At 73.3% G+C, this 26,681-nt stretch carries 21 protein-coding genes; 17 read left to right on the top strand and 4 right to left on the bottom strand.

The annotated features are described in order from the left end of the window. Both A3Q37_RS07415 and A3Q37_RS37170 read right to left on the bottom strand, forming a co-directional pair. The gene (locus tag A3Q37_RS07415; protein WP_065479401.1) at positions 1-1,206 is read right to left on the bottom strand and encodes a helix-turn-helix domain-containing protein; all 1,206 of its coding nucleotides are present in this window, start codon (positions 1,204-1,206) and stop codon (positions 1-3) included. Continuing rightward, positions 1,203-1,355, bottom strand: coding sequence for a hypothetical protein (locus tag A3Q37_RS37170; protein ID WP_176711368.1), 153 nt, complete (start codon positions 1,353-1,355; stop codon positions 1,203-1,205). Before A3Q37_RS37170 ends, A3Q37_RS07415 begins: the two co-directional genes overlap by 4 nt. A 185-nt stretch (positions 1,356-1,540) precedes the next feature. On the opposite strand from A3Q37_RS37170, the gene A3Q37_RS07410 reads away from it, so the two are divergent. The 15 genes from A3Q37_RS07410 (at position 1,541) to A3Q37_RS07340 (ending at position 20,457) form a co-directional block, all read left to right on the top strand. Beyond that, a complete protein-coding gene (locus tag A3Q37_RS07410) occupies positions 1,541-2,524 on the top strand; it encodes a DUF3068 domain-containing protein (protein WP_065479400.1) in 984 nt (327 codons plus the stop codon). Between the two features lie 285 nt (positions 2,525-2,809). Continuing rightward, positions 2,810-3,982, top strand: coding sequence for a glycosyltransferase family 4 protein (locus A3Q37_RS07405; RefSeq protein WP_065479397.1), 1,173 nt, complete (start codon positions 2,810-2,812; stop codon positions 3,980-3,982). Next, on the top strand, positions 3,979-4,698 hold the full coding sequence (locus A3Q37_RS07400; RefSeq protein ID WP_065479394.1) for a class I SAM-dependent methyltransferase: 720 nt from the start codon (positions 3,979-3,981) through the stop codon (positions 4,696-4,698). The genes A3Q37_RS07405 and A3Q37_RS07400 overlap by 4 nt, the downstream gene beginning before the upstream one ends. Next, the gene (locus tag A3Q37_RS07395; protein WP_176711367.1) at positions 4,695-8,981 is read left to right on the top strand and encodes an alpha-(1->3)-arabinofuranosyltransferase family protein; all 4,287 of its coding nucleotides are present in this window, start codon (positions 4,695-4,697) and stop codon (positions 8,979-8,981) included. The genes A3Q37_RS07400 and A3Q37_RS07395 overlap by 4 nt, the downstream gene beginning before the upstream one ends. Next, positions 8,981-10,309, top strand: a complete 1,329-nt coding sequence (locus A3Q37_RS07390) for a condensation protein (RefSeq protein ID WP_065479384.1) — start codon at positions 8,981-8,983, stop codon at positions 10,307-10,309. The genes A3Q37_RS07395 and A3Q37_RS07390 overlap by 1 nt, the downstream gene beginning before the upstream one ends. Continuing rightward, on the top strand, positions 10,306-11,031 hold the full coding sequence (locus A3Q37_RS07385) for a bifunctional 2-polyprenyl-6-hydroxyphenol methylase/3-demethylubiquinol 3-O-methyltransferase UbiG (protein ID WP_065479381.1): 726 nt from the start codon (positions 10,306-10,308) through the stop codon (positions 11,029-11,031). Before A3Q37_RS07390 ends, A3Q37_RS07385 begins: the two co-directional genes overlap by 4 nt. 4 nt (positions 11,032-11,035) lie before the next feature. Beyond that, the gene (locus A3Q37_RS07380; RefSeq protein ID WP_065479378.1) at positions 11,036-11,929 is read left to right on the top strand and encodes a hypothetical protein; all 894 of its coding nucleotides are present in this window, start codon (positions 11,036-11,038) and stop codon (positions 11,927-11,929) included. 51 nt (positions 11,930-11,980) lie between these two features. Further along, complete coding sequence (locus A3Q37_RS07375; protein WP_065479375.1) at positions 11,981-12,199, top strand: Trm112 family protein; 219 nt, start codon at positions 11,981-11,983, stop codon at positions 12,197-12,199. Then, the gene (locus A3Q37_RS07370) at positions 12,196-12,966 is read left to right on the top strand and encodes an FkbM family methyltransferase (RefSeq protein WP_065479370.1); all 771 of its coding nucleotides are present in this window, start codon (positions 12,196-12,198) and stop codon (positions 12,964-12,966) included. Before A3Q37_RS07375 ends, A3Q37_RS07370 begins: the two co-directional genes overlap by 4 nt. A gap of 56 nt (positions 12,967-13,022) precedes the next feature. After that, the gene (locus tag A3Q37_RS07365) at positions 13,023-13,787 is read left to right on the top strand and encodes a GntR family transcriptional regulator (protein WP_065479367.1); all 765 of its coding nucleotides are present in this window, start codon (positions 13,023-13,025) and stop codon (positions 13,785-13,787) included. 168 nt (positions 13,788-13,955) lie between these two features. Continuing rightward, on the top strand, positions 13,956-15,254 hold the full coding sequence (locus tag A3Q37_RS07360) for an amidohydrolase family protein (RefSeq protein WP_065479364.1): 1,299 nt from the start codon (positions 13,956-13,958) through the stop codon (positions 15,252-15,254). Between the two features lie 52 nt (positions 15,255-15,306). Continuing rightward, positions 15,307-16,512, top strand: coding sequence for an amidohydrolase family protein (locus tag A3Q37_RS07355; protein ID WP_065479571.1), 1,206 nt, complete (start codon positions 15,307-15,309; stop codon positions 16,510-16,512). A 96-nt stretch (positions 16,513-16,608) separates the two neighbouring features. Beyond that, positions 16,609-17,280 carry a response regulator transcription factor gene (locus tag A3Q37_RS07350; protein WP_065479360.1) on the top strand — a complete coding sequence of 224 codons (672 nt, stop codon included), beginning with the start codon at positions 16,609-16,611 and terminating at the stop codon, positions 17,278-17,280. After that, positions 17,277-18,641: a sensor histidine kinase KdpD gene (locus tag A3Q37_RS07345; protein WP_065479357.1), complete on the top strand. Its 1,365-nt coding sequence runs from the start codon at positions 17,277-17,279 to the stop codon at positions 18,639-18,641. The genes A3Q37_RS07350 and A3Q37_RS07345 overlap by 4 nt, the downstream gene beginning before the upstream one ends. 148 nt (positions 18,642-18,789) lie before the next feature. Further along, positions 18,790-20,457, top strand: a complete 1,668-nt coding sequence (locus A3Q37_RS07340; RefSeq protein WP_065479354.1) for an alpha/beta hydrolase — start codon at positions 18,790-18,792, stop codon at positions 20,455-20,457. 42 nt (positions 20,458-20,499) lie between these two features. Here the strand turns inward: A3Q37_RS07340 and A3Q37_RS07335 are convergent, their stop codons facing one another. After that, a complete protein-coding gene (locus A3Q37_RS07335) occupies positions 20,500-22,437 on the bottom strand; it encodes a serine/threonine-protein kinase (protein WP_065479351.1) in 1,938 nt (645 codons plus the stop codon). Between the two features lie 182 nt (positions 22,438-22,619). On the opposite strand from A3Q37_RS07335, the gene A3Q37_RS07330 reads away from it, so the two are divergent. Continuing rightward, positions 22,620-23,378: an IclR family transcriptional regulator gene (locus A3Q37_RS07330; RefSeq protein ID WP_065479350.1), complete on the top strand. Its 759-nt coding sequence runs from the start codon at positions 22,620-22,622 to the stop codon at positions 23,376-23,378. Positions 23,379-23,390: 12 nt separating this feature from the next. Here A3Q37_RS07330 and A3Q37_RS07325 read toward each other — a convergent pair whose 3' ends face one another. Beyond that, positions 23,391-24,035 (bottom strand): DUF1345 domain-containing protein, encoded by a 645-nt coding sequence (locus A3Q37_RS07325; RefSeq protein ID WP_065479567.1) that lies wholly within the window; start codon positions 24,033-24,035, stop codon positions 23,391-23,393. Positions 24,036-24,393: 358 nt separating this feature from the next. On the opposite strand from A3Q37_RS07325, the gene A3Q37_RS07320 reads away from it, so the two are divergent. Further along, positions 24,394-26,676 (top strand): FdhF/YdeP family oxidoreductase, encoded by a 2,283-nt coding sequence (locus tag A3Q37_RS07320; protein ID WP_255311766.1) that lies wholly within the window; start codon positions 24,394-24,396, stop codon positions 26,674-26,676. Positions 26,677-26,681 lie beyond the last annotated feature (5 nt).

Below are 26,681 nucleotides of genomic sequence, written 5' to 3'. Positions count from 1 at the left end.
TCAGCCCTGGGCCGGGGCCAGCTCGCCCCGCAGCCGCTGGGCGCGGAGCACGAGCAGCATCTCGAAGCGCTGGTCCGGTTCGTCGATGGCGTCGCCCCACAGCTCGCGGATCTGCCGCAGCCGGTAGCGGGCCGTCTGGGGGTGGACGCCGAGGCGGGCGGCCACCTCGGGGGCGCCGCCGGGGGTCTCGATCCAGGCGAGCAGGGTCTCGGCCAGCCGCCGCGACTGGGTCGGACTGAGTCCGTCCAGCGGGGCGAGACAGCGGCGGGCGGAGGCGTCGATCAGCTCCTGGGCCGGCAGCAGGACCAGCTCCTCCACGCGCTCGGTGCAGTGCAGCACCTCGCCCTGCGGGAGCAGATCCTTCTTGATCAGCTGGACCGCGGTCTCCGCCCAGCGCAGCGAGGTCGCGGCGGCGGCCAGCGGGACCGCCGGGCCGATCGCCCCGGACCAGCCCGCCGTGGCCCGTCGCAGGGTCTCCGCGCGGCCCGCCGTGTCCGGGTCCGGGATGACGATGCGCGGCTGCTCGCTCTCCATCTCCAGCAGGATGCCCTGGCCGACCGCCGGGGCCACCGCTTCCCGGGCGGGGCGGATGAGGACGCCCACCGCGATCGTCCCGGGAAGCTCCCAGCCGATGCGGGCGGCCCGCTCGGCCAGCGTCCGGGTCGATTCGGCGCGGTGCTCCATGAGGAGCATCTCGATCAGCTGGCGCTGGAGGCGGAGGCGTTCGCTGGCGCGCCGGGCCGCCGCCTCGGCGTAGCCCCGTACCGACTGTTCCACGAGTCCGTCCAGATACTCGAATCCCGATTCGGCCAGCTCGTACATGGCGGGCGCCGGGATGTCGACCTGCTGGCCGATCTCGGCGAGCCTGCGCCAGGTGAGCCGGACGCCGAAGCGGTAGATGGCCTGGAGCGAGTCGAGGCTGCGGCCCTCCAGGCCCTCGCCCCGGCCGAACTCCTGGAACATCTCCGGCGGCACCCGGGGGTGCGTGCCGGAGGTGAGGTTGTGGACGAAGCCCTCGATGGCGCGGCGGATGCCGACCAGGGCCAGCGGCTCCCCGGACTCGTCCTCGACCAGGTGGAGGTAGGGGTAGTCCCGGCGGATCGCGTGCAGGATCGTCTGGGCGAGCTCCGGGGCCTCGGACAGGGCGACGGTGGCGAACCGGTCCAGCTGGGTCCGGGGCACCTCCTGCCAGGCCGTGCGCGTCATGGAGCCGCCGGGGCGGTGTTGTAGCTGATCAGTGGCGTATTGGGCTGGTCGGGGGTGGCGTCGAGCAGTGCCACGACACCGACCGCCGCACCCACGGCGAGCGCTGCTGCCACCACGGCGGTGGAAAGAGCGGCGATGAGTCTGCGCATAGTCGGGTCAGCTCCTTGCTGGAGGCGATCCCCACCCCGTGAGCCGGGCCCCTCCGGCTCGCACACAGTGTCGACAGGTCATTGACATCTCGTCAAGGCCCTGCCTACTGTTCACGCCAATCAAGGGCTGACCGGCCCGGGGCCCGTGCACCTCCGCGAAGAGATTTCGACCCAGGAGTGCCCGGATGCGCCGCAATGCTTCACCCCTCTCGCTCGTTCTGCTGGGGGCGGGGGTCTTTCTGCTCGTCCTCGCGCCACTGCTCGTCTGGTATGTCCAGCCGCATGCCAAGCGCACCCCCATAGACACCGACACGACCACCGTGTTCACCGGTACCGGCAGCTATTTCGACACCGGCAAGGTGGAGACGGTCGACGACGAGACGATCACGATCACCCGGCAGGTGCGCGGGGACGTGGCCGACAGCGAGAAGAGCGGCAACGCCGTCTGGGACGTGTCCACGTCCGTCGACCACGACAAGACGCTGCCCGCGTCCGATCCCCGTGACGCCCTTCAGTGGACGCTGGAGCGCTGGGTGACCGACCGCACCACCAACGAGCCGGTGCACTGCTGCGAGGAGTCCCCGACGTTCGACGGGGAGGCGTACCTCAAGTTCCCCTTCGACGTCGAGAAGCGCGCCTACCGCTGGTGGGACAGCACGCTCGGCGGTGTGGTGCGGCTCTCCTTCGAGGGTGAGAAGAAGATCCAGGGCTACGCCGGCTACCTCTTCAAGGGCGAGGTCGAGCCGACGAGGACCGGGGTGCGTCAGGTGCCCGGGGTCCTCGTGGGCCGGAAGAAGACGCCCCAGGTGCTGGCCGAGGAGTGGTATTCCAACAGCGGCATCGAGCTGGTCGTGGACAAGCGCACCGGCCGCATCATCAACGCGGCGATCGGCCCGAGGAAGACGCTGCGCGCGCCTGGTTCGAAGAGGGACGCCGTGGTGCTGCTGGAGAGCAGGCGGGTCGAGTTCACCGAGGCGACGCAGAAGAAGCAGGTCTCCCTGGCGTCGGCGGACAGCAAGCGGCTGGCGATGCTCGGCGAGACCGCGCCGATGGGAGCGGCCGGGCTCGGGCTCGTACTCACGGTGGTGGGGGTCGTCCTCGTCGTCCGGGGGCGCCGGGAGGCCCCGGAGGCCCAGAACACTCACATGATGACGAGTACGCACACCTGAGTTACCCGCAAGTTGTTGCTCCGGTGAGTAGCCGGGCGGTAACCCGTGCCCAAAACTGTCTATCCCCACCAGAGCACGGCCCCCCGGTCTTTCCTTTTCCGTCACATCATTCGCGATCCCTGCCCCGCCCCGTACGCCCCGTTCCCGTCCCCTCCCCTACCCTCTCGCCCCTCTCGTCCCCTCTCCGTCCTCTCCCGTCTTCCCTCCCGTCCGCGGATACCCTCTCCCCCCTCTTTCTTCCGCTCATCCGCGAGTTCCCGCACCCCGAGCCGAGTTGGAGCGCTCATGCCCCAGCACGTACCTCCCCCACTGCTCGATGCAGTCAGGCGCCAGGGTCAGGGCCCGGCGTCCTCCTCCCGGGTCTCCTCGGCCCCGCGACGCATCGTCTTCCTCGCCCACCGCGACCTGGGCAACCCGGCCGCCGGCGGCTCCGAGCTGCTGATCGACCGGCTCGCATCGGGCCTCACCGAGCTGGGCCACGACGTCACCCTTCTGTGCGGCGGGCAGGCCGCGCGCAGGCCCTACCGAGTCGTCTCGGCGGGCGGCACCCTGGGTCACTACCTCGGCGCGCGGTCCGCCTTCGCCCGGCAGGTCGGCGACTGCGACCTGCTGGTCGAGGTCTGCAACGGCATGCCGTACCTGGCCCCCCTCTGGCACCGCGGGCCCACCGTGTGCCTCGTCAACCATGTGCACACCGACCTGTGGGACATGCGGTTCCCCCTGCCGGTGGCGCGGGCCGGACGGCGGCTGGAGCACTGGGCCCTGTCCCGGGCCTACCGCGACCACCTGATGATCGCGGTGTCCCCGTCCACGGCGGGCGCCCTGCGGGACCTGGGCGTGCCCGGCCACCGGATCAGGGTGGTGAACAACGGCGTCGAGGAGCCGAGCCCGCAGGGCGACCGGTCCGAGACCCCGCTGTTCGTGGCGCTGGGCCGGCTCGTCGACTACAAGCGCATCGATCTGCTGCTCCAGCTGTGGGAGCGGGTCAGGCCGGTCACCGGCGGCCGGCTCGTCATCGTCGGCGACGGCCCCGAGCGGGCCCGTCTGGAGCGGCTCGCCGGTCCCGGCGTGGAGTTCGCCGGCCATGTGACCGAGGCGGAGAAGCACCGGCTGCTCTGCGCGTCGTGGATGCTGCTGCATCCGGCGGCCGTGGAGGGGTGGGGGCTGGTCGTCACGGAGGCCGGCGCGCGCTCCACCCCGACCCTGGGCTTCGACGTGCCGGGGCTGCGCGACTCCGTCGAGGACGGGGTCACGGGCATCCTCGCCCAAGGCGCGTCCTCCTTCGCCGCGGCCTGGTGCGCGCTCGCCCTGGACGACGAGCGGCGCGAGGCGATGGGCAAGGCGGCCCGGGAGCGGGCCGCCGCGTTCCGGTGGACCAGCAGTGTCCGGCAGTTCATGGCGGTCGCCGCCGAGGCGACCAGCGGCGTGACCGCCCCGGCGATCGGTGCGAGCGCGTGAAAGACCCTTCCTTCCGGCGCTCGGCCGCCCTGTTCCGCGCCTTCATGCGCGAGCAGGGCGACCCGGCGACGGCGTACACCCTGCTGGCCCACGACGCCGCGGACCAGGTGGAGCGGCACGGTCCGGTGCGGGGCAAGGTCGTTGTGGACATCGGCGGCGGCGACGGCTACTTCACCCGGGAGTTCCGCCGGCGCGGTGCGCACGGCTACCTCTTCGAACCGGACACGGCCGAGCTCGGCCCCGGTGAGCGCGCGGACACCGTCGTCGCCGACGGCTATCTGCTGCCGCTGGCCGACGGTGCGGCGGACGTCTGCTTCTCCTCCAATGTGCTGGAGCACGTGGCCGATCCGCACACCTTTCTCAGCGAGATGGCCCGGGTGACCCGCCCGGGCGGTCTGATCTACGTCTCCTTCACCAACTGGTACTCGCCCTGGGGCGGCCACGAGTGGGCGCCGTGGCACTATCTGGGCGCCGAGCGCGCCCGGAGCCGCTACGAGCGCCGCACCGGCCGCCCGGCCAAGCACCGCCTCGGCGACAACCTCTTCCGGATCGGCGTCGGCGAGACGCTGCGCCATGTCCGGAGCCGTAGTGACGTGACCGTCGTGTCCGCACGCTCGCGTTACTGGCCCGTCCTTCCCCAGCTCGTGCCGCGGATCCCCGTACTGCGGGAGTTCGCCACCTGGAACCTCCTCCTCATTCTCCGGCGGTGTTCATGACCAGCGCTGTCCACCCACCCCGGCCCGCGGCCCCGGACGGCCCGGGTCCCGAGCCCACCGTCCCCGCCGAAGGACCGCCGCAGGCGCGCTCCCGGCGCTGGCTCCTGGGGTTCTGGGCCGCCGTCTTCGCGGCGTTCCTGGCGGTGTCGCCGGGCCGGATGACCTTCGACACCAAGCTGGGTGTCGTCACGGCCCCCGGCCGGTTCCTCGGTGATCTGGGCGAGCTGTGGCACAGCCGCTCCGGGTTCGGCGGGATCGCCGACCAGTACATCGGCTATCTCGTGCCGATGCTGCCGTACTACGGCGCCGCCGATCTGCTGCGGGTGCCCACATGGCTCGCGGAGCGGCTGTGGCTCTCGATCATTGTGACGACCGCCTTCTGGGGTGCGCTGCGGCTGGCGGAACGGCTGCGGGTGGGCTCGCCGGCCGCCCGGCTGCTCGGCGCGGTCGTCTACGCGCTGTGGCCGACCTACACCATCGTGGTGGGTTCGACGTCGGCCGCCGCGCTGCCGGGCGCCCTGCTGCCGTGGGTGCTGCTGCCGCTGATGAACCCGCGGCTGACGCCCAGGATCGCGGCGGTCCGGTCGGCGCTGCTGATCCCGCTGATGGGCGGGGTCAACGCCGCCTCCACGCTGGCCTCTTTGCTGCCGGTTGGGCTGTATCTGCTGTCCCGGCCGGGCGGTCCGCGCAAGCGCGGGCTGCTGCTGTGGTGGATACCGGGCGTCATCATGGCGACCGCCTGGTGGATCGTTCCGCTGCTGCTGCTGGGGACGTTCGGCGAGAACTTCATGCCGTACGTGGAGTCCTCGTACACCACGACGACCACCATGTCGGCGACCGAGGTGCTGCGCGGCGCGGGCAACTGGGTGGGCTATCTGAACTTCGGCGAGGCCTGGCTGCCGGCCGGGTGGACCGTCGCGACCGCGACCGTCACGATCCTGGGTTCGGCGCTGGCCGCCGCCCTGGGCCTGGCGGGTCTGGCACGGCGTGATCTGCCCGAGCGCCGCTGGCTGGTGCTGACCGTGCTGTCCGTCGCGCTCGTCACGCTCGCCGGGTACGGGGGTGCGCTGGGCGGTCTCTTCCACGGCACGGTGCAGGACTGGCTGGACACCTGGCTGGTGCCGTTCCGGAACATCTACAAGTTCCAGACGGGTCTGGCGCTGGCGCTGGCCCTGGGGCTGGCGCACCTCGTCGGGGTCGCCACGGTGGCCGCCGCCCGGCGGGACCGCAATCCGGCCCGGATCCGCCGGCTCGCGCCGGTCGTCGCCGCCGCGATCGTGCTGCCGGGGCTGGCCTGGCCGTACGTCAACGGCTCGATCCTTCAGCCGGGTTCGTTCAAGGAGATCCCCGACTACTGGAAGAAGACCGGGGGTTGGCTGGAGGACAACGCTCCGGACGACCGCGCCCTGGTCGTCCCGGCGACCGCGCACGGCATCTACACCTGGGGCTCGCCCATCGACCAGCCGCTGGACGTGCTGGCCAACTCGCCGTACGCACAGCGTGATTACGTTCCGTTCGGCACGCCCGGCAACCGGCGGGCGATGGACGCCGTCGAGCAGGCGCTGACCACGGGCGGCGAGGTTCCCGGGCTCAGCGAGTTCCTGAACCGGGCCGGGCTGCACCATGTGGTGGTCCGCAACGACCTGGACCCGGACCAGCTGGGCTATGTCCCGTCCACCACGGTGAAGCGCACGCTGGAGGCGTCCGGCTACACCCGGGTCAAGGGGTACGGGCCGGTCATGACCGGCGGCCGGATCGCGGCGGACACGCCCGTACAGATCGAGGGGCTGTATCCGCGGCAGCAGGCCGTGGAGATCTACGAGCCGCCCAAGGGAACCGGGCGCCCCGGGCGGGCGGAGGTCACCCCGGTCGCCTCGACGGCCGTGGTGAGCGGTGGCCCGGAGTCGCTGCTGCCGCTGTCGGCGAACGGCGCCATCGAGGGGCGGCCGACCGTGCTGTCCGGTGACGCGCACCCGGGTCTGGGACGGCCGTCGCTGTACGCGGCGGGCGACGGGCTGCGGCGCGCCGACACCCGGTTCGGCCTGGTCAACTCCAACACCTCGTACACGTATACCGCCGACGAGCGCAACGCCGTGGAGTCGGCGCAGGACCCGGGGCGTGAGCCTCGGCAGATCCTGCCGACGTCCGGGGCGAAGCACCAGACGACGGCGGTGGTCCGGGGGGCGAAGTCGGTCAGCGCGTCCTCGGTGGGCAACTGGCTGTTCCATCTGCCGCAGTACGACCCGGTCAACGCGTTCGACGGCAACCCGGAGACCGGCTGGGCGGAGGGCTCGCCCGGCGCGCCCAAGGGCGAGTGGGTGCGGGTCGACTTCTCCGCCCCGACGGACATTCCCAGCTCGATCCAGGTGACGCCGCTGCCCAGCGGCAATGTGCGGGCCGCGCCGACCGTGATCCGGGTGCAGACCGACCGGGGTTACCAGGACAGCCCGCTGCGCACCGACGGTTCGGCGCAGCAGGTGGCCGCGCCTCCCGGGCAGGCGGCCTGGCTGAAGGTGACGATCCTGGAGTCCCAGCAGGGGCGTCCGGGGCTCACCGGGGCCGGGTTCACCGATATCGCCATCCCCGGGGTGCAGGTGACCCGGATGCTGGAGCTGCCGAACGACGCGCCGCGCGAGGGCGCCGACGCGACGGTGTTCTCGCTGCGGCGGGGCAGCGACCCGGGAGGTCTGTCGTCCGTGGCCGCCGAGGTCGGTCTCGGCCGGCAGTTCACCGCGCCGGAGGCGGGCGAGTACACCGTGTCGGCGACCGCGCTGCCGGTGCCCGGCGAGGCGCTCGACAAGCTGCTGTTCGAGCTGACGGGCGAGCGGGACAAGATCGAGGTGACGGCGGACTCCACGGCGCGCCTGGGCACCAACCTCAGCCCCCGCAACCTGACCGACGGTGACCTCACCACGGCGTGGATCGCGGGCGAACGTCCCGTACTGCGGCTGACGTGGCCCGAGAAGCGGCCGGTCGGCGAGATCGTGTTCGCGGCGGCCGGGGGTCTGTCGGCCCGCGCCGAGCAGGTCCAGATCAGTTCGCCGGACGGTACGGCGGTGGCTTCGGTGGACGAGAACGGCATGGCCCGCTTCTCGCCCATCAACACCGACCGGATGGACATCACGATCTCCAAGACGGCGCCGCTGACCGTGCACAACCCGGTGGCCGACGGCCAGTTGCAGCTGCCGGTCGGGCTGAGCGAGGTCTACATCCCGGCGCTGGAGGAGTTCCGTTCGCCGCAGCCGAAGCCGGACCAGAAGTTCAGCCTGCCCTGCGGCAAGGGCCCGGTCCTCTCCGTCGGCGGCACCTTCATGGAGACCAGGGCGGAGGGGCGGGTGCGGGATCTGACCCAGCGCAGGCCCATCGAGGTCTCGCTGTGCACCGACGACAGCAAGGTCGAGCTGGCCGCCGCGTCCACCACCGTGCAGGCGGGGGACGAGGGTCCGCTGGCCATCACCGACGTGTCGCTGAGCAACGGCACCACCGAGGCCGCCGCGGCGACGCCGCGCTCGGTGGACGTCAAGCAGGGCGAGGGCGACCGGCGGACCGTCGAGGTCGGGGCCGGTGAGGCCTCCTACCTCCAGATCCATGAGAACCACAACAAGGGGTGGAAGGCCACCCTGGACGGCAAGGAGCTGACGCCGCTGCGGATCGACGGGTGGCAGCAGGCCTGGCTGGTTCCCGAGGGCGAGGGCGGCACGGTCACCCTGGAGTACGAGCCGGCCACGATCTACCGGTGGGGTCTGATCGGTGCGGGCGTGCTGTTCCTGGCGCTCGTGGCGCTCGCCCTCGTCGGCCGCAAGGGCTCCGGCCCGGAGGAGACCGAGGAGCTGCCGGCGCCGCCGGGGCCGGGTCTGATCCTGGGCACCGTCGCCCTCACGCTGGTGGGGGTGGTGATCGCGGGTCCGGTCGCCGTGGCCGTTCCGCTGCTCGCCGTCCTGGCGTACTTCCGGCCGCGGCTGCTCGTGCCGGTGGCGTTCGCTTCGATGGCCGCCGCGGGGGTCGTCGCCGCCGTGGGCACCGGGGAGAGTACGACGACGGGCGAGGGCGCCTTCGGTGCCACGGCTCAACTCCTGGCCCTGATCGGGTTGTTCGCCGCACTGGTCACGGTGGGCCGGGAACCGCTCGGCAGGCGTGCGGTCCGCACCGGCCAGGACGCGGCCGAGCCGGCCCCGGCGGGCGACGACCGGCCGACGGTCCAGCTCCCGGCGCAGCCCGCACCGCCCTCGGGCCGCACGCTGTCCGCCGACGGCAGGCACCCGGCGAAGGGAGAGGACACCTGATGGCGACCACGCAGCACCAGCAGGCCCCGGGCGGCGGCCCGCCGCCCGGCCGGCCGGTGCGGGTGCCGTTCCCGGTCGTCGACGAGGTGGCCCGGCACTGCGCGCAGGACGCCGAGCCGAGCACGGTGCACATCGAGATCCATCTGCCGGGCCGGGTCGACGAGGAACGGCTGCGCTCCGCGTTCGCCGCCGCGCTGGCCCGGCACCCCCGGGCGCTGATGCGGGAGCGGCCCCGGGGGCCGCTGGCCCGGCGGTACGAGTGGGAGCTGACCGAGGACCCGGACACGGACCCGGTCTCGTTCCCGCCGTGCGCGCCCGGGGCGCTGGAGCGGGCGCGGGCCGGGGCGCTGGACCGCGCCCCGGCGCTGACCGCCTCGCCGCCGCTGCGGCTCGACGTGGTCCGGGAGCCGGACCGGGAGGGCTGTGTGCTGCTGTTCACGGTGCATCACACCGCCCTGGACGGTCCGGCGTGCATGCGGCTGGCGGCGACGGCCGCGGAGATCTACAGCGGGTCCCCGATTCCGCCGTCGCCCGCCCCGGCCCGCCCGGCCGCGGCCCCGCTGCCCCGGCAGTCGCGGACCCCGGCGCTGGCCCGGCCCGCCCAGGTGGCGCCGGGCTCGCCGGGGCCCGCCCCGGTGCCGGGCAACGCCCTGCTGCTGGCCGAACTCCCGCTCCCGCGCCGGGAGTCGGGCGTCCCGTACACGGTGAACGACCAGCTGATGGTGGCCACCGCCCTGACGGTGGCCGACTGGAACCGGGCGCAGGGCGCGCCGGGGGCGGACCGGCGGCCGCTGCGGATCACCATGCCGGTCGACGACCGCCCCCGGGGCCCGGAGATGCCGATCGGCAACGGCACCCGGCTGGTGGAGGTCGGGTTCACCGCGGCCGAGGTGGCGGCGGGGGCGGACGTGGCGGCGCTGCTGCGGACGACCGCCGAGCGGACCCGGGCGCTCAAGGCCCGGCCGCGCCCTCAACTGGGGCACGGTGCGGGGCTGTTGACCATGCCACTGCTGCCGGTGGCGGTCCGGGCGGCCCTCACCCGGGGGCTGCGGGTGGCGGCCGGTCCGTGGACCTCGACGACGCTGCTGAGCAACATCGGGCGGATTCCGTACCCGTTGGACTTCGGTGACGCGGGCCGGGCGACGGCCGTGTGGTTCTCCGCGCCCGCCCGGATGCCCCGGGGCCTGACCTTCACCACGGCGTCCACGGGCGGCCGGCTGCATCTGGCGCTGCGCTGGTCGCGCACCCTGCTGGGCGAGGGCGACGGTGTGGCGCTGCTGGACCTGTTCACCCGCCACCTGGCCGCGACGTCCTCGGAGGCCGTATGACCGGCACCACGTCCCCCTCTCCCGGGCTGCGGGACTTCTACGAGAACCCGGCCGTCCCGGTCGCCTCGGGCGACGGGCGCACCCTGCGGCAGGCCCGGCTGCTGGCCGACGCCCTGGACGCGCCGGGGCAGGTGATCCTGGACATCGGGTGCGGTGACGGTACGGCGGCGGCCACGGCGGCCCCGTTCCTCGCCGGGCACCGGCTGGTCGGGGTCGACTGGTCGCAGGACGCGCTGCGCCGGGCCCGGCCCCGGATGGGCCATGTGGTGCGCGGCGAGCTGGAGCACGGCGGGCTTCCGCTGGCCGACGGGTGCGCGGACGCGGTGCTGTTCAGCGAGATCCTGGAGCATCTGGTCGACCCGGACCAGGCGTTGGACGAGCTGCGGCGGGTGCTGCGGCCCGGCGGTCATCTGATGCTGTCCACCCCGAATCTGGCGGCCTGGTACAACCGGGCGCTGCTGCTCGCCGGGGTGCAGCCGGTGTTCTCGGAGGTCAGTCTGCGCGGGATCCACGGCCGCCCGGGCTCGGAGGTGGTGGGGCATCTGCGGCTGTACACGGCCCGTGCGCTGCGCTCGTTCCTGACGGCGTCCGGCTTCACCGATGTGACGGTCAAGGGCGCCCCCTTCCACGGGGTGCCGCGTCCGCTGCGGCTGCTGGACCGGGCGGCGTGCGCGCTGCCCGGGGCGTCCTCCATCCTGCTGGCCCACGCGCGGCGGAGGTAGCCGCATGTGGTGGGGTGTCGGCGCGGCGCTGATCGCCAACGCGCTGTACAGCGTGGGGTTCGTGGTGGAGAAGCGGGCCCTGGGTTCGCTGCCCGCGCTGTCGGCGGGCCGCCCGTTCCAGGTGATCCGGGTGCTGGCGACCAGTCCGCTGTGGATCGTCGGCGCGCTGGCGCTGGCGGCCGGGTTCGGGGCGCAGCTGGTCGTCTACCGCGCGCTGCCGATCGCGGCGGCGCAGGGCATCTTCGTCTCCGGTCTGGTGCTGCTTCTGCTGCTGTCGTCGGCGGTGCTGGGCGAGGAGTCGACGGGCCGCGAACGCTATGCGCTGGGCGGGGTCCTGCTGGCTCTGCTGATGGTGGTGGCCTCGGTCCGCGAGGGCGAGGACGTGGTGAGCGGCGGGGCCCCGTGGACACTGGTGCTGCTGGTCTGTGTGCCGGCGCTGGCGGCGGGCGTCTGGCTGTACGTACGCGTCGAAAGCCGGGCGGCCAAGCGGCACCGGGTCCCGACGAGCGGCATCGGGTACGGGGTGGCGGTCGGCCTGCTCTACGGGGTCAGCTCCCTGGCGATCAAGGGCACGTCCAGCCGTCTGAACAGCACCGATCTGGGCGAGGCCGCGCTGTCGCTGCTCGGGTCCCCGTATCCGTATCTGCTGCTGTTCACCGCGGGCGCCGGTCTCGTGATGTCGCAGGCGGCGCTCCAGCGCTGCCGGGCGTCCTTGATCGTGCCGGTGTGCACCACGGTGACCTGCCTGTTCACCGCGGTCCTCGGGACGCTCGCGTTCGGCGAGAGCCTGCCCGATGATCCGCTGCTGCTGGCCCTGCGGGTGGGCGGCACGGCGCTCGCCCTGTCCGTCCTGCTGGCCATGCCGCGGCACGATCCGCAGCCCGCCGCGGCGTCCTGACCCCCTGACGTACCTTCCGCTGTTGAGCCGATGACACCCAAGGAGCCCCTGATGCGTCCCGACGACCCCCTGCTGACGATCCTGGCCTGCCCGCTCGACAAGGGGCCGCTGTCCCTGCTGCCGGAGGAGGACGCGCTCTACAACCCGCGGCTGCACCTGAGTTACCCGATCGTGGACGGGATACCGCAGCTTCTGCCCTCATCGGGCAGAAAGGTCGACGCCGTCGACCACGAGCGGTTCCTCACCTCGCTGAAGGCCTCGGCCACGTGACGACGTTCGCCGCGGCGGTGGCGGCCCGGCTGCCCGAGGGGCTCGTCGCCTCCGCCGCCGTGGCCCTGTATCCGCGCTTCGAACCCGAGCTGCGGCGGCTGGCCGACTTCTGCCCGGCGGACAGTGTCGCCCTGGACATCGGGGGCTGGTACGGCCCCTGGTCGCGGCGGCTGGCCGCCCGCTGCGCCGAGGTGGTCACCGTCGAGCCCGTGCCGCATCTGGCGGAGCGGCTGCGCCGGACGCTGCCGTCGAACGCCCGGGTGGTCCAGGGCGCGGCGACCGACCGGGAGGGCACGGCACAGCTGTGGTTCCCGGAGGGCGACCGGGGCGACCGGGGGGTGTCCTCGCTGGCCCGTCGCGACATCCACGCGCACAGCCTGGAGGTGCCGTCGATCACGGTCGACGGTCTCGGGCTGCGCGGGGTCGGCTTCGTGAAGATGGACGTGGACGGCGGCGAGCAGGCGGCGCTGCTCGGCGCGGCGGAGCTGCTGCGCCGGGACCGCCCGGCGCTGCTGATCGAGCTGGAGAGCCGGCTCGGCCCGATCGCACCGGCCGTCGAGCTGCTGACCGGCCAGGGTTACGCGGGCTGGCTGCTGGCGGGCCGGCGCTGGATTCCGCTGGACGGCTTCGACCTGGTGGCCCATCAGGCGCGGACCGAGCATCTGGTGCACCAGGGTCTGCTGCGCCGGGCTTTCGTCCCGCACCGGGAGCGGTACCTCAACTCGGTGCTCTTCCTGCCGGACGGGCGGACGCCGGGCACGGCCTGAGGACGGCGGCCCCGCGTATCCTCGGCCGGGGGTCGGGAAAACGGGCCGAGCGGAGGATGGCGTACGTGGCGGGCAGCAGCGCAGGGCGGGGCCGGACGCGGCCGGACGGTGCCGGAAGCGAGCGGGCGACGGCCGCGGGCCGCCCGGCGCCCGATGCGGACGCCCGGCCGGAGCGTACGTCGCTCAGCGTCCGGGCCCGGGACGCGGTACGGCAGCGGATCGTCGACCGCCGCTATCCGCAGGGCGCCCGGCTCGTGGAACGCGAGGTCGCCGAGGAGCTGCGGATGTCCCGCGTCCCGGTCCGCGAGGCACTGCGCGCCCTGGTGGGCGAAGGGCTCCTGGAGCTGCTGCCGCACAGCGGGGTCCGGGTGCGGCGGCTGGAGCGGGCCGATGTGGAGCACCTGTACGAGGTGTGGGAGCCGCTCGCGGTCCAGGCCTCCCGGCTCGCGGCGCGGCGGGTGGCGGGATCCGCGCCGGCGGAGCCGCAGGGCGTCACCGCGCTGCGGGCCTCCCTCGACCGGGCGGAGGAGGCGGCGTCCGACGACGAGGGGACGCGGGAGGTCGCGGCCCACACCGCCTTCCACGAGGACATCGTGGCCCTGAGCGGCAACCCGATGCTGGCCCGCACGATGGAGCAGCTGAGCGGGCAGCTCCAGCTGCTGTTCGGGATGCGGGAGGAGCCGCAGCACATGCGGGCCCAGCACGCGGTCATGTTCCGGTACATCGCGGCGGGCGACGAGGAGTCGGCCGCGGCGAGCACGCTGCTGCACGTGCGGGACAGCCGGGCCGTGGCCCTGCGGTCCCTGTTCGACGACGCCTGATTATTTGTATACCAATCACTCCTGTCCCTTGAGGGCCCGGCGGTAGTAGAACCAACTTCCTGCACGTTTCCCGCACGCACGGGGAGCGGAATCACTCCTTCCCGGAATCGTGGCGATTCTGGTATACAAAATGCTCCCGCTCGCTTCCGCGACCCAAGGAGCCCTCCCATGTGCGTCGAGAACACCCCGCCCCCTTCCGGCCGGCTGACCAGGCGGGGTGTGCTCGCCGGTGCCGCGGCGCTCGCCGGAACCTCGGCCGTGCTGGCGGGAACGGCCCCGACCGCGTCCGCGTCGCCCGGCGCCCGGAACGGGTCGTCGCCGGGCCGGGGCGGCGATCTCGTCGTCGAGGGCGGCAGGCTGCTCGACCCGGCGACGGGCGAGGTCACGGAGGACGCGGTCGTGGTGATCGCCGGGGGCGTCGTCCGGGCGGCCGGTTCCCGGGGGCGGGTCGGCCGGGTCCCCGGGGGCGTACCGGTGCTGCGGGCCCACGGGCAGTGGATCCTGCCGGGCCTGGTGGACGCCCACATCCACCTCAACACGGCGGCCGAGGCGCGCGACGCGGTCCTCAAGGGCGCGACGAGCGCGCGCAGCGGTTCGACCAACTTCTACCAGGACATCGCCGTAAGGGAGTTGGCCCGGCAGGCCCCGGAGCAGGCACCCCGGCTGCGGGCGGCGGGCATCTTCGTCACCCCGGATCTCGGCGACACGATCCTCGCCGACCCGGACCTGGCGCCGCTCGCCCGGCTGCGGGACGGGGTGCGCTCGGCCGAGGCGCTGCGCCGCGTGGTCGAGGTCAACCTCGCGCGCGGGGCGGACACCGTGAAGACCCGGGTGAACGAGCGGGCGGGGCTGCCCGAGCAGGACCCGCTGGTCCAGGTGTACGACCATGAGCAGCTGTCCACGATCGTGGCGGCGGCCCGGCGCGGAGGCAAAGGGGTGCTCTGCCACAGCTACAGCGAGAAGGGCTGCCACGACGCGGTCACGGCCGGCATCCGCTCCCTGGAGCACGGCGCGTTCGTCGGTGAGCGCACCCTGCACGAAATGCGCCGCAGGGGTACGTACTTCACGCCGACGCTCACCGCGATCGCCGGGCTCGCCGAGTCCTCGGACCCGGTCCTGGCCGAGCGCGGCCGCACCTATCTCCCGGTCCTGAAGCGGGCGGTCCTGGCCGCGCACGAGCTGGGCGTCCCCCTGGCGGCGGGCACGGACTCCTCGGGCGGGACGGTCGACCCGATCGGCCGCGAGGTGGAGCTGATGCACGCGGCGGGGCTCTCCACCCTGGACGCGATCCGCACGGCGACGACGGGCGCCGCGAAGCTCCTCGGGTTCGACGGAACGGCCGGCCGGCTGGCGCGCGGCTTCGCGGGCGACGTCCTCATCCTGGACGGCGACCCGCTGGCCGACCTCGGCGTGCTGAGCCGCCCGGCGCGTGTGGTCCGGGCAGGGTTCGCGGTACCGGCCGCCTGACGCGGCGTCCCCGTCTCTTCTCGTCTTCTCCGCCTTCTCGAAGGAGTTCCTGATGCACGCCGAGTCCACTGCTGCCGCCGCCACGGTGTTCACGAACGTCCGGCCCTACGGCGCGCAGCACCCCGTCGACCTCACGGTCGTCGACGGGGTCGTCACCGCCGACCCCGCCCCGCGCGGCGCGAAGGTCGTCGCCTGCGAGGGCCGGATCGCGCTGCCGACCCTGGTCGACGCGCACATCCACCCCGACAAGACGGCGTGGGGCGAGCCCTGGGTGACCCGGAACCCGGCGAGCTCCATCGCCGAGTACACCGAGGAGGACGTGAAGCTCTACCACGCGCTGCGCACGCCGCTGAAGAAGCGCGCGGAGCGCCTGATGGGCCATGCCGTCGCCCAGGGCACCCGGGCGATGCGGGCCCATGTCGACGTCGCCCCCGCCTACGACCTGGTGGGCGTCGAGGGCGTCGGTTCCGCCCGCGGGGCGCTGCGGCACGCGCTCGACGTGGAGATCGTCGCGTTCCCGCAGCACGGGGTGGTCCGGACGCCGGGAACCAGGGAGCTGCTGGAGGAGGCCGCGCGCACCGGGGCGGTCGACCGGGTCGGCGGCATCGACCCGATCGGGTTCGACGAGGCGCTCGACGAACAGCTCGACATCGTCTTCGGCATCGCGGACCGGCACGGCGTGGGCGTCGACATCCATCTTCACGAGCGGGCCGCGACGGGGATGGAGTCGCTGCGCGCGATCATCGGCCGCACCAAGGCGCTGTCGCTCCAGGGCAAGGTGACGGTCAGTCATGTGTTCTGCGTGCCCGGTCTCCCTCAGCGGGAACTGGACCGTCTCGCCGCCGAGTTGGCCGATGCCGGGATCTCGCTGACGACGGTCGCGCCCTCCTCGGACCTGGTGCTGCCGATCGACCGACTGCGGGAGCACGGAGTGGAGGTGGGCCTCGGCTCCGACGGCGTACGGGACTCCTGGAGCCCGTTCGGCAACGCGGACATGCTGCACCGCTCGCACCTGCTGGCCCGGGTGCGGGACGCCCGCCTCGACGAGGAGCTGGAGGCGGCCTTCCGGGCGGGGGCGGACGGCGGGGCCCGGCTCCTGGGGCTGCCGGAGGCGGACCTGAAGCCCGGGGCGCCGGCCGACTTCCTGCTGGTGCGCGGCGAGTGCCTGCCGCAGGTGGTGGTGGATCTGCCGCGCCGCGAGATGGTGGTGCGCGGGGGCCGGATCGTGGCGCGGGACGGGGAGCTGGTCGGCCACTGACTCCTCGTACGGCCGACGCCCGGGCGCGGGTACCGGTCGGCCGCTGACCTGCGGGTCAGGGGCGTCACCCGGCGCGGTTAGGGTGACGGCGTGAGAGTGCTGCTGGTCGAGGACGACGCCAACCTCCGCTTCGGCGTGGCCGCGGCCCTGCGCGCCGCCGGGCTCGCCGTCGACGAGGCGGTCGACCTGCCGCAGGCCGATGAGGCGCTGTTCGTCACCGCGTACGACTGTGTCGTGTTCGACCGGATGCTGCCCGCCGGGGACGCCGCGGAGTACGTGGAGGAGCTGCGGCGCTCCGGGCGCGCGGTGCCGGTGCTGTTCCTGACCGCCCGGGACACCGTCGCCGACCGGGTGGAGGGCTTCGCCCGGGGCGGCGACGACTATCTGGTCAAGCCGTTCGCCGTCCCGGAGCTGGTCGCCCGGGTGCGCAGTCTGTGCCGCCGCGCCCCGGCCGTGACCCCGCCGGTGCTGCGGGTCGGCGATCTGGAGATCGACACGGCACGGCGGCGGGTGCGGCGGGGCGGGGTGCTGCTGACGCTGACCAGCCGGGAGTTCGCGGTACTGGAGGTGCTGGCGGACCGGGCCGACCAGGCGGTCAGCCGGGCGGAGCTGGTCGAGCGCTGCTGGGACGAGATGGCCGAGCACCGGTCCAATGTGCTGGAGGTGCTGGTCTCGCAGCTGCGCCGCAAGCTCGGCGCTCCCCCGCTGCTCCACACCGTACGCGGCACGGGCTACCGGCTGGCCGTGGCGGAGGACCCGATCTCGTGACCGGAGCCGTACGCCTGCGGTCGCGGCCCTCCCGCCCGCTGACCCCGACGGCCCGGGTGCGTCGGCTCCGCCGCCGTATCACCCTGTTGTTCGCCCTGACCAGCGCGGTGGGGCTGGTGGCGATGGCCGCCTGGGCGGTGCGCGGCGACGATGTGCGCTGGCGCGACCAGCTGGACCGGACGATGAGCGCGGACACCAACTGGGCGCTCGGCCTGCTGGAGACCGACGAGGACGGGCGGCTGGACGCCGGGGTGCTGCTCGACACGGCGGGGACCGCCTGCCCGCCGCTCCACCTGCTGTCCGTCCCGCCGGACGCCGCGCGGGACGCGCGCCGGATCGCCCCGGCGGACCTGGTCGTGGAACACGCGCCGCGCGGGCCGTGCCTCACCGTCGACGGCCCTGCCGTACGGCGGGCGGCCGCGGCGGCCGTGAACGCCGACGAGGAACGGTCCCTCGACGGCCGTACGACCACGGGCGAGCCGGTACGTCTGTTCGCCCTGCCGTTCTACCCGCCCGAGGCCGAGGAGGACGCCCGCCCGCAGGGAGCCCTGGTCACCGTGGCGGACACCGCCGCGCAGCAGGCCGACCACCGGCGGCTCGCCTGGCGGGTGACCGGCGGCTGCGCCCTGCTGGTGTGTCTGTCGGCGCTGGTCGGGCATCTGCTGTCGGGCCGGGCTGTCCGGCCCGCCCTGGAGGCTTTGGACCGGCAGGAGTCGTTCCTCGCGGACGCCGCGCACGACCTGCGGACGCCCGCGGCCTCGCTGCGGACCCTCGCCGAGACCGCGTTGCGCGGGGACACGGACAGCACCGACGTGCACCGGCGCACGCTGCGTCTTGCCGAGGGGATGGGCTCGCTGGTGGACGGGCTGCTCACCCGGGCCCGGCTGATGTCGGGGACGGCCGTGCTCGCGGTGGAGCCGCTGCGGCTGGACCAGTTGGTGGAAGCGGTGGTGGAGGACGCGCCGGCGGACGGCCACCGGGTGACGGTGGAGGCCCAGGAGGCCGTCGTGGTCGCCGACCCCGACCTCGTACGGCGTGCCGTGGCCAATCTCGTCGGCAACGCGCTCGTCCACGGCCGGGCGCCCGGGGCCCCGGCCGAGGTGGAGGTGACCGTCGCCGCCGACGGAGCCTCGGCGACCGTGACGGTGGAGGACGCCGGGCCGGGGCTGCCGCCCGAGGTGGCGGGGGCGCTGTTCGACCGGTTCCGGAGCGGGTCGCGGTCGACCGGACTCGGGCTGTCCATCGCCTCGTGGGTCGCACACGCCCACGGCGGCAGCCTCACGGCCGGGGCCGGGCGACGCGGCGGGGCCCGGTTCGTGCTGCGCCTGCCGAACGGCGACCGGCCACCGGCGGAGGGCTGACGACGGGCCGCAGAGCCGTCGAGCGATCGCGCCACAGGTCAGCCCGGGTCCGGCCGTGAGGTTGCTGCCGGGCCGACTCATCAAATCCTCAGCATCGACCAGGAATGCTGCCGGGGAACCGCACGCCCCGACCCCTGGGAGCAGTCCGTTGAACCACCCCGTCCGCCGCCGCCCCGCCCTCGTCACCGCCCTGGCCCTCGCCTGTTCGGTCGCGCTCACCTCCTGCACGGCCGGTCCCGCCACCGGACCGGGCCGGGCCGGGGCCGCCCCCGCGTCGGCCGACCCCGCGTCCCGGCCCGACCTCAAGCCGTTCTACGGCCAGCGGCTGCGGTGGACGGACTGCGACACGGAGGGGTACGCGTGCGCCCGGCTGACCGTTCCCCGGGACTACGACGACCCGGGGAACGGCAAGACCTTCGTTCTGCCGGTGGCGCGTGCGGCGGCGGCCGGGAAGCCGGACCGGCGGATCGGCTCGCTCGTCTACAACCCGGGCGGGCCGGGGGCGGCCGGGGTCCGGTCCCTCGAAGAGGGCATGGACGAGGCGTTCGGCCGGGCGGCCCGCGACCGCTTCGACATCGTCGCCTTCGACCCGCGCGGGGTCGGGGCGAGCGTCCCTGCCCTGACCTGCGCGGCGAGCGACGACGAGGCCGAGGAGGACGCGCCGGAGCCGCCCGCGTCGGAAGGCGTCGCACCGCTCCACCCCCGTACGGAGAAGGAGCGCGCGGCCGCCGACGAGGGGGCGCGGGCCGCCGCGAAGGACTGCGAGCGGCACAGCGGCGGCCTCCTGCGGCACGTCGGAACCCAGGACGCGGCCCGTGACCTGGATGTGCTCCGCGTCGCGCTGGGCGAGCGCGAACTGACCTACCTGGGCTGGTCGTACGGGACGAGCCTGGGCACCGCGTACGCCGAACTCTTCCCGCGCCGGGTCCGGGCGATGGTGCTGGACGGGGCGATCGACCCGTCGTTGGACTGGTCGCAGCGGGTGCTCAGCCAGTCGGCCGGGTTCCGGCGGAGCGTGGACGACTACGCCGACCACTGCGCGGAGGTCGCCGGTGACAGCTGCCCGGCCGACAGCCCCGGCGCGATACGCGCGCTGATCGAACGGCTCTACGCCCGTGCCGAACGCGAGCCGCTGCCGGTCTCCGAGGACAGCGCGTACGCGGAGTACGGCGGGATGGACGCGACGGCCGTGCTCGACGCGGTGTCGATGGCGATGTACACGCCGGAGGACCAATGGGAGCCGCTGTCCCGGGCGTTGGCGGCGGCCGACGCGGGGGACGCGACCGAACTGGGCGCGCTGGACGAGGAGGAGCCGGCGCCCGACGAGGAAGAGGACGGCGGCGAGGAGGACACCGGTTCCACCGAGGACGAGAGCGGCGAGGAAGACGAGGAGGAGACTCCCGCCGACAACGAGGGCGCCGCGCTGACCGCGGTCAACTGCCTGGACGTTCCGCACCCGCGCGACCCGGACGCCTACTGGGCCGCCCTGCCGCGCGCGGAGAAGGCCGCCGGGGTCTACGGCACGGCCGCGGTGACCGCCGAACTCACCTGCCGTGGCTGGCCGTCCGGCGGCCGGACGCCGCACCGGGTCGCCGCCGACGGGGTGGTGCCGGTGCTGGTCGTCGGCACCACCGGTGACCCGTCGACCCCGTACGAGGAGGCGGTGAGCCTCGCGGACCAGTTCCCGGGCGGGATGCTGCTCACGTACGAGGGGATGGGGCACACCGCGTACGGGCGCGGCGACGCCTGTGTCACGGAGAAGGTCGACGCCTATCTCGTCGGCCTGAAGCCCGTCCGCCCCGGCGCGACGTGCTGACCGGGGCGGGGCGAGGGTGGGGACAGGCGGACTGACTGTCCGTCAATCCATCTGCGCTTCCTCGGCGTTGCGCCAGACCGTCAGATCGACGGTGATGTAGTGGCTCGGGTCGTCGGCGCCCGACTTGCCGCGGTAGGTGACCACGGCGATGTGCCCGGCCTTGCTGAGGACGCAGATCTGCGAACCGGGCGAGAGTTGCTTGAGCTCCAGCTTCTCCGTGAACCGGGTCTCCTGGCGGCAGACCTCCAGCGAGCCCTTCTGCGAGTTCTTCAGCACGACCAGCTTGCCGTTGGCGGTACCGACCTGCTCGTCGCTGAAGAGGGAGTCCCGGTAGTAGTAGAAGTCCGCGTCGCCGTAGATGACGTTGCTGCCCTCGTTCTCCCTCGGGCGCGGCGGGTTGTCGGCGAGCATCAGCTCGTAGCTCGCCGTCACGTCGATGCCCTCGTAGGTGACGGGCTTGGGGTCCACCGGCTTGTCCCGGGCCTTGTCCGCCGAACCGCCGCCGCCGGAGCCTCCGTTCGCGCTGCCCGGTGAACTGTCGCTGGAGGACGACGATCCGGCCCGGCCCTCCTTGCCGGACTTCTCGTCGTCCGGCAGCAGGTACCCGATCACGCCGAGCACGACCAGCACGCCGATGACGGACGCGGCGACGATCAGGCCCGTCCGCTTGGGACGCGGCGCCTGCGGCTGAAAGCCGGACTGCTGGAACCCTGGCTGCTGGAATCCGGACTGCTGGAAGCCCTGCTGTTGGAACCCCGACTGCTGGGGGCTCGGCTGCTGGAAGCCGGAGGGGTGGGGCGGCGGCGTGGGATGCCCCTGCTGGTGCGCGTTCCGCTGCCACGGGCCGGGCGGTACGTTCCCGGGGGCACCCGGGGCTCCGGGAGCGCCCGGCGCACCGGGCGCACCGGGCGTACCCGACGGGCCCGGGCCGGTCTGCGTCGGCGCGGAGGCCACCGCGTACCCGGTCGGGGTGTAGTGGGGGCCTCCCGGCGGCGGGGTCGGCGGATTCCCCGGGGCGAACTCGGTGGGCGTCGGCGCGGCGCTCGGCTGCGGGGGCGGTGTCGGCGCCGGGGCGGGCATCCGCAGCCGCTCGGTGATCGACCCGGCGACCGCCTGCGGGAGCCAGTCCTCGCCCTGGCGCAGGGGCTCGGGCGAGATCTCGTGGCACATGCGGATGACGTCGGCCAGGGCGGGCCGGTCGGCGGGGTCGCGGCTGAGGCAGCGGGTGACCAGGGGGCGGAGTTCGTCGGGCAGCCGGCTGAGGTCGGGGTTCTCGTGGACGATCCGGTAGAGCACCGCGTGCGAGGGCCCCTCGCCGAACGCGGGCGCGCCGATCGCGGCGTAGGCGGCGATCTGGCCCAGGGCGAAGACGTCGGTGGCCGGGGTGACGGTGCCGGCCGCCGCCTGCTCCGGGGCCATGAACGCCGGGGTGCCGACGCTGACGCCCGTACCGGTCAGGGCGGTCGTGTCGGCGGCCCGGGCGATACCGAAGTCGATGACCCGCGGGCCGTCGGAGGCGAGCAGGACGTTGGCGGGCTTCAGGTCGCGGTGCACGATGCCCGCGCCGTGGATGACCCCGAGCGCCTCGGCGACCCCGACCGTCAGCAGCAGCACACTGCGCAACGGCAGTCCGCCGTGCCGGGCCACCGCGTGCGCGAGCGAGGGGCCCGGCACATAGGCCGTGGCCAGCCAGGGCTGCGCGCCCTCGGTGTCCGAGTCGATGACCGGCGCGGTGTACAGCCCCTGCACGCGCTGCGCGGACCGCACCTCCTGCTGGAAGCGCCGCCGGAATTCCGGGTCCTCGCTGAACTCGGCCCGGATCACCTTGATCGCGAGGGGTCGCCCGCCGGGCGTGTACGAGAGATACACCTTGCCCATGCCGCCCGCACCCAGCACGGCGGCCAGCCGGTAGCCCCCGACCACCGCCGGGTCGTCGGCCTTGAGCGGCTGGAACGGATCGGTCGAAGACGCGCTGCTCATTGAAGAAACCATCCCCCTGGTCACGGCAGTCCGGAGCCCGCACGTGCCCCGAAGATCAGACGAGAGCGTACCGAATGCCGGGCGGGTCATCCGCCGTATCCGCGTCCTGCCGGGGGGACCGGTCCGCGTCCGGCCGGAGGACCGGCCTTGCCGCACCCCGGCGCCGGGTCCATCCTGGTGCCATGGGTGACCAGGCCGGCCCCGAGCCGACGGTGTCCGTCCGGCAGGACCTCCGGTTGCTGGAGGCCGCCGGGACGCACCCGGACGGCGCGTCCGTACAGCAGCTGGCCCGGGCGGCCGGGCTGCCGGAGCTCACCGCCCGGCGGCTCCTGCACGAGCTCGCGCAGGACGGCTATCTGGACGAGCTGGACGACGGTGCGTTCGCCCTCCACGAGCGGGGCCCCCTGCTGGGGCCCGCCGATGACGGCCTGGCGTCGCAGGAGCGTATCCGCCCCCTGCTGTCCTCGCTGCGCGACAAGCTGTCCGCCGCCGTCTACCTGACGCTCTACGACGAGGGCGAGATCCGGGTCCTGGAGATCGTCGACAGCCCGCGCGCACCGCGGGTGAACGTCTGGGTGAGCTTCCAGGAGGCCGGGCACGCGACCGCGCTCGGCAAGAGCGTGCTGCGCGAGCTGGACCCGGAGGCGCGCGCCAACTACCTGGCCCGGCACGCGCTGGCCGACCTCACCCCCCGCACCATCACGCGCCGGGAAGAGCTGCTGCGGGAGCTCGACGCCCCCGCCGGGCCGCTCTCGATGGACCGGGGGGAGTACTCACGGGGTACGACGTGCGCGGCGGTACCGGTGTACTGCGGTGACCAGGTCGGTTCGATCGGCATCTCGTTCCGGTCCGACCGGATGTACCGGACCACCGAGGTCAGAGCGCGGCTGCTGGAGTCGGCGCTGCGCGTGACCCGGCGGCTGACGCTCCCCGAGTGCTGATCGCCTCGGCCCTCAGCCGGTGACGATGCCGGCGACCAGGTTGATCGTGGTGGCCAGGATGCTGGCGCCGAAGATGTACGACAGCAGGCAGTGACGGAGGGCGACCGCGCGGATCCTGGTGGTGGAGACGTTGTTGTCGGAGACCTGGTACGTCATGCCCAGGTTGTAGCTGAAGTAGAAGAAGTCGATGTAGCGCGGCGGCTCCTTCGCGTTGAAGTCGATCCCGCCGCCGGGCGTCTGGTGGTAGATGTACGCGTAACGGGCCGCGTACATCAGATGCAGCGCCGCCCAGGACATGAACACGCCGCCGAGCGCCAGGGCGGCCGCCGTGTGGCTCAGGTCCGAGTCGCCGATCAGCAGCAACAGCACGATGCCGACCAGGCCGGACAGGGCGGCCGTGACGACGACGAGTTCCTCGGCGACGGGCCGGAACTCCTCGCGCCGGGCGTTGTCGTGGGTCGCGGCGGCGTCCATCGGCCACAGGACGAGCCATCCCGTGACGACGAAGACGGTCTGGGAGAGGGCGATGCCGACGAGGAAGCCCAGCGGCACGTTGGTGAGGAGCACGCCGACCAGCACGCCGACGGCGGCTCCGACCAGCAGGGAGCCCGCGAGCCGGGGAACGGCGGGGAGCAGGAACCGGCGGTAGGTGTTCATGTCGTTCATGTGAGGCCTCACGTGGCTGCCCGAGGGGCCTGAGCCCTGTGCCACGAGGCGTTCCCCGCAGCCGGGGCCGGACCATGTCAGCGTATGCGCGGGTGATCCGGCCCGCAGTTCCGGAGCGCTGTCGCGGCTGATCGGCAGGGGACCCGAAGCCCGATCGGCAGCGGCCCCCGGACTCGACCGGCAGCGGCCCCTGACCCGACTGGCAGCCGGGAAACCCCGGGCATAGCCTGCCGGAAGGACCCATTACGCCCCACCATGCCCATCGATCCGCCGTATTCGCAGGTGAAAGGGTGGAAGCGCCGTGAGCATCGACAAGGACGTGAGCACCGGCAAGGAAGCGCGGGAGTCCCTGGAGCCCCGGGTCGGTCCCGTCCCGGAGGGCGATCCGCAGTTCCGGCCCTACCACCATCCCGCCGCGGGGTGGGGAGCGGCGAAGAGCGTGACCCGCTTCCTGGTGGAGGAACGCGCGCTGGTGGACGGCCCCCGCGCGATCATGCGGATGAACCACGAGAACGGCGGCTTCGACTGCCCCGGGTGCGCGTGGCCGGACGACACCAAGGGCCTCCACCTGGACATCTGCGAGAACGGCATCAAGCACGTCACCTGGGAGATGACGCCCAAGCGCGTCGGGCGCGAGTTCTTCGCCGCGCACTCGGTGACCGAGCTGTACGGGTGGAGCGACTACGACCTGGAGAACCAGGGCCGGCTGACCGAGCCGATGGTGTACGACGCCGAGTCCGACCACTACGTACCGATCAGCTGGAAGGACGCGTTCGAGCTGGTCGGAGCCACCCTGCGCGGCCTCGACAGCCCGAACCGGGCGGCGTACTACACCTCCGGCCGGCTCGGCAACGAGGCCACCTTCCTCTACCAGCTGATGGCCCGCGAGCTGGGTACGAACAATCTGCCGGACTGCTCCAACATGTGCCACGAGGCCAGCGGTCGGGCCCTCCAGGCCTCCCTGGGCACCGGAAAGGGCACGGTCGACCTCGCGGACTGGGAGTCCGCGGACGCCCTGTTCATCCTGGGCGTCAACGCCGCCTCGAACGCGCCCCGGATGCTGACCGCCCTCGCCGAGGCCGACCGGCGCGGCGCGCAGATCGTGCACGTCAACCCGCTGGTCGAGGCGGCGGCCACCCGCACCATCGTGCCGCACGACTTCACGGACATGGCGCTGTTCAAGACCACGAAGACCAGCACGCTGAACCTCCAGCCGCGCATCGGCGGTGACATGGCGCTGCTGCGCGGCATGGCCAAGGCGGTCCTGGAGAAGTCGGCGAGCGACCCCAAGGCCCTGGACCGTACCTTCATCGACCGTCACACCACCGGCTTCGAGGAGTACCGGGCGCTGTGCGAGGCCACGCCCTGGGAGGAGCTGGAGCACCAGTCCGGGCTGAGCCGCGCCGACATCCTCAAGGCGGCGCAGGTGTACGAGGAGGCCGACCGCTCCATCATCAGCTGGTGCCTGGGCCTCACCCAGCACGAGCACGGCGTCGACACCGTCCGCGAGATCGTCAACCTCCTGCTGCTGCGCGGCAATCTCGGCCGGGAGGGCGCGGGCCCCTCCCCCGTGCGCGGGCACAGCAACGTCCAGGGCAACCGCACCTGCGGCATCGACCACCGCCCGACCGAGGAGTTCCTGGACCGGCTCGCCGAGACCTGCAAGATCGACCCGCCGCGCGAACACGGCCTGGACACCGTGGGAACGATCCGGGCGATGCAGGAGGGTGAGGTGAAGGTGTTCGTCGGGATGGGCGGCAACTTCGCGCTCGCAGCGCCCGACACCCCGGCGACGTACGCGGCGCTGCGCTCCTGCGACCTCACCGTCCAGGTCAGCACCAAGCTGAACCGCAGCCATGTCGTCCACGGCCGCGCGGCGCTGATCCTGCCGTGCCTCGGCCGCACCGAGAAGGACCATCAGCGGGGCGGCGTCCAGAGCACGTCGGTCGAGGACTCGATGAGCATGGTCCACATGTCCCTCGGGATGAAGCGCCCGGCCTCCCCGCATCTGCTGTCCGAGCCGGCCATCGTCGCCGGGATGGCGCGCGCCGCCCTGCCGGACAGCGAGACCCCCTGGGACTGGTACATCGAGGACTACGACCGGATCCGGGACACGATGGCCGAGGCCCTGGACGGGTTCGAGGACTTCAACCGCCGGGTCCGGCTGCCTCTCGGCTTCCGGATCAAGCAGCCCGCACGCGAGCTGGTCTTCCTGACGCCGTCGGGGCGCGCCGAGTTCTCCGCGGCCCCGCTGCCCGATGTCGTGCCCGAGCCCGGCACGCTGGCGCTCGGCACGATGCGCTCGCACGACCAGTGGAACACCACCATCTACTCCGACAACGACCGCTACCGGGGCATCAAGAACCTGCGCACGCTGATCTTCATGAACCGGGCCGACATGCGTGAACGCGGGATCGCCGACATGGGTCCCGTCGACATCACGAGCACGGCGAAGGACGGCACCCGGCGGTTCCTGAACGGCTACACGGCGGTCCCGTACGACATCCCGCGCGGCTGTGCGGCCGGTTACATGCCGGAGATGAACGTGCTGTGCGCGCTGGGCGACTACAGCACCCAGAGCGACCAGCCGATCATGAAGCACGTCAAGATCACGGTGGTGCCGGGCGCCTGAGCGGT

It is taken from the genome of Streptomyces sp. PTY087I2 (assembly GCF_001687325.1).
In the GTDB taxonomy this organism is placed as follows: domain Bacteria; phylum Actinomycetota; class Actinomycetes; order Streptomycetales; family Streptomycetaceae; genus Streptomyces.
This window is presented reverse-complemented; position numbering and strand designations above follow the sequence as displayed.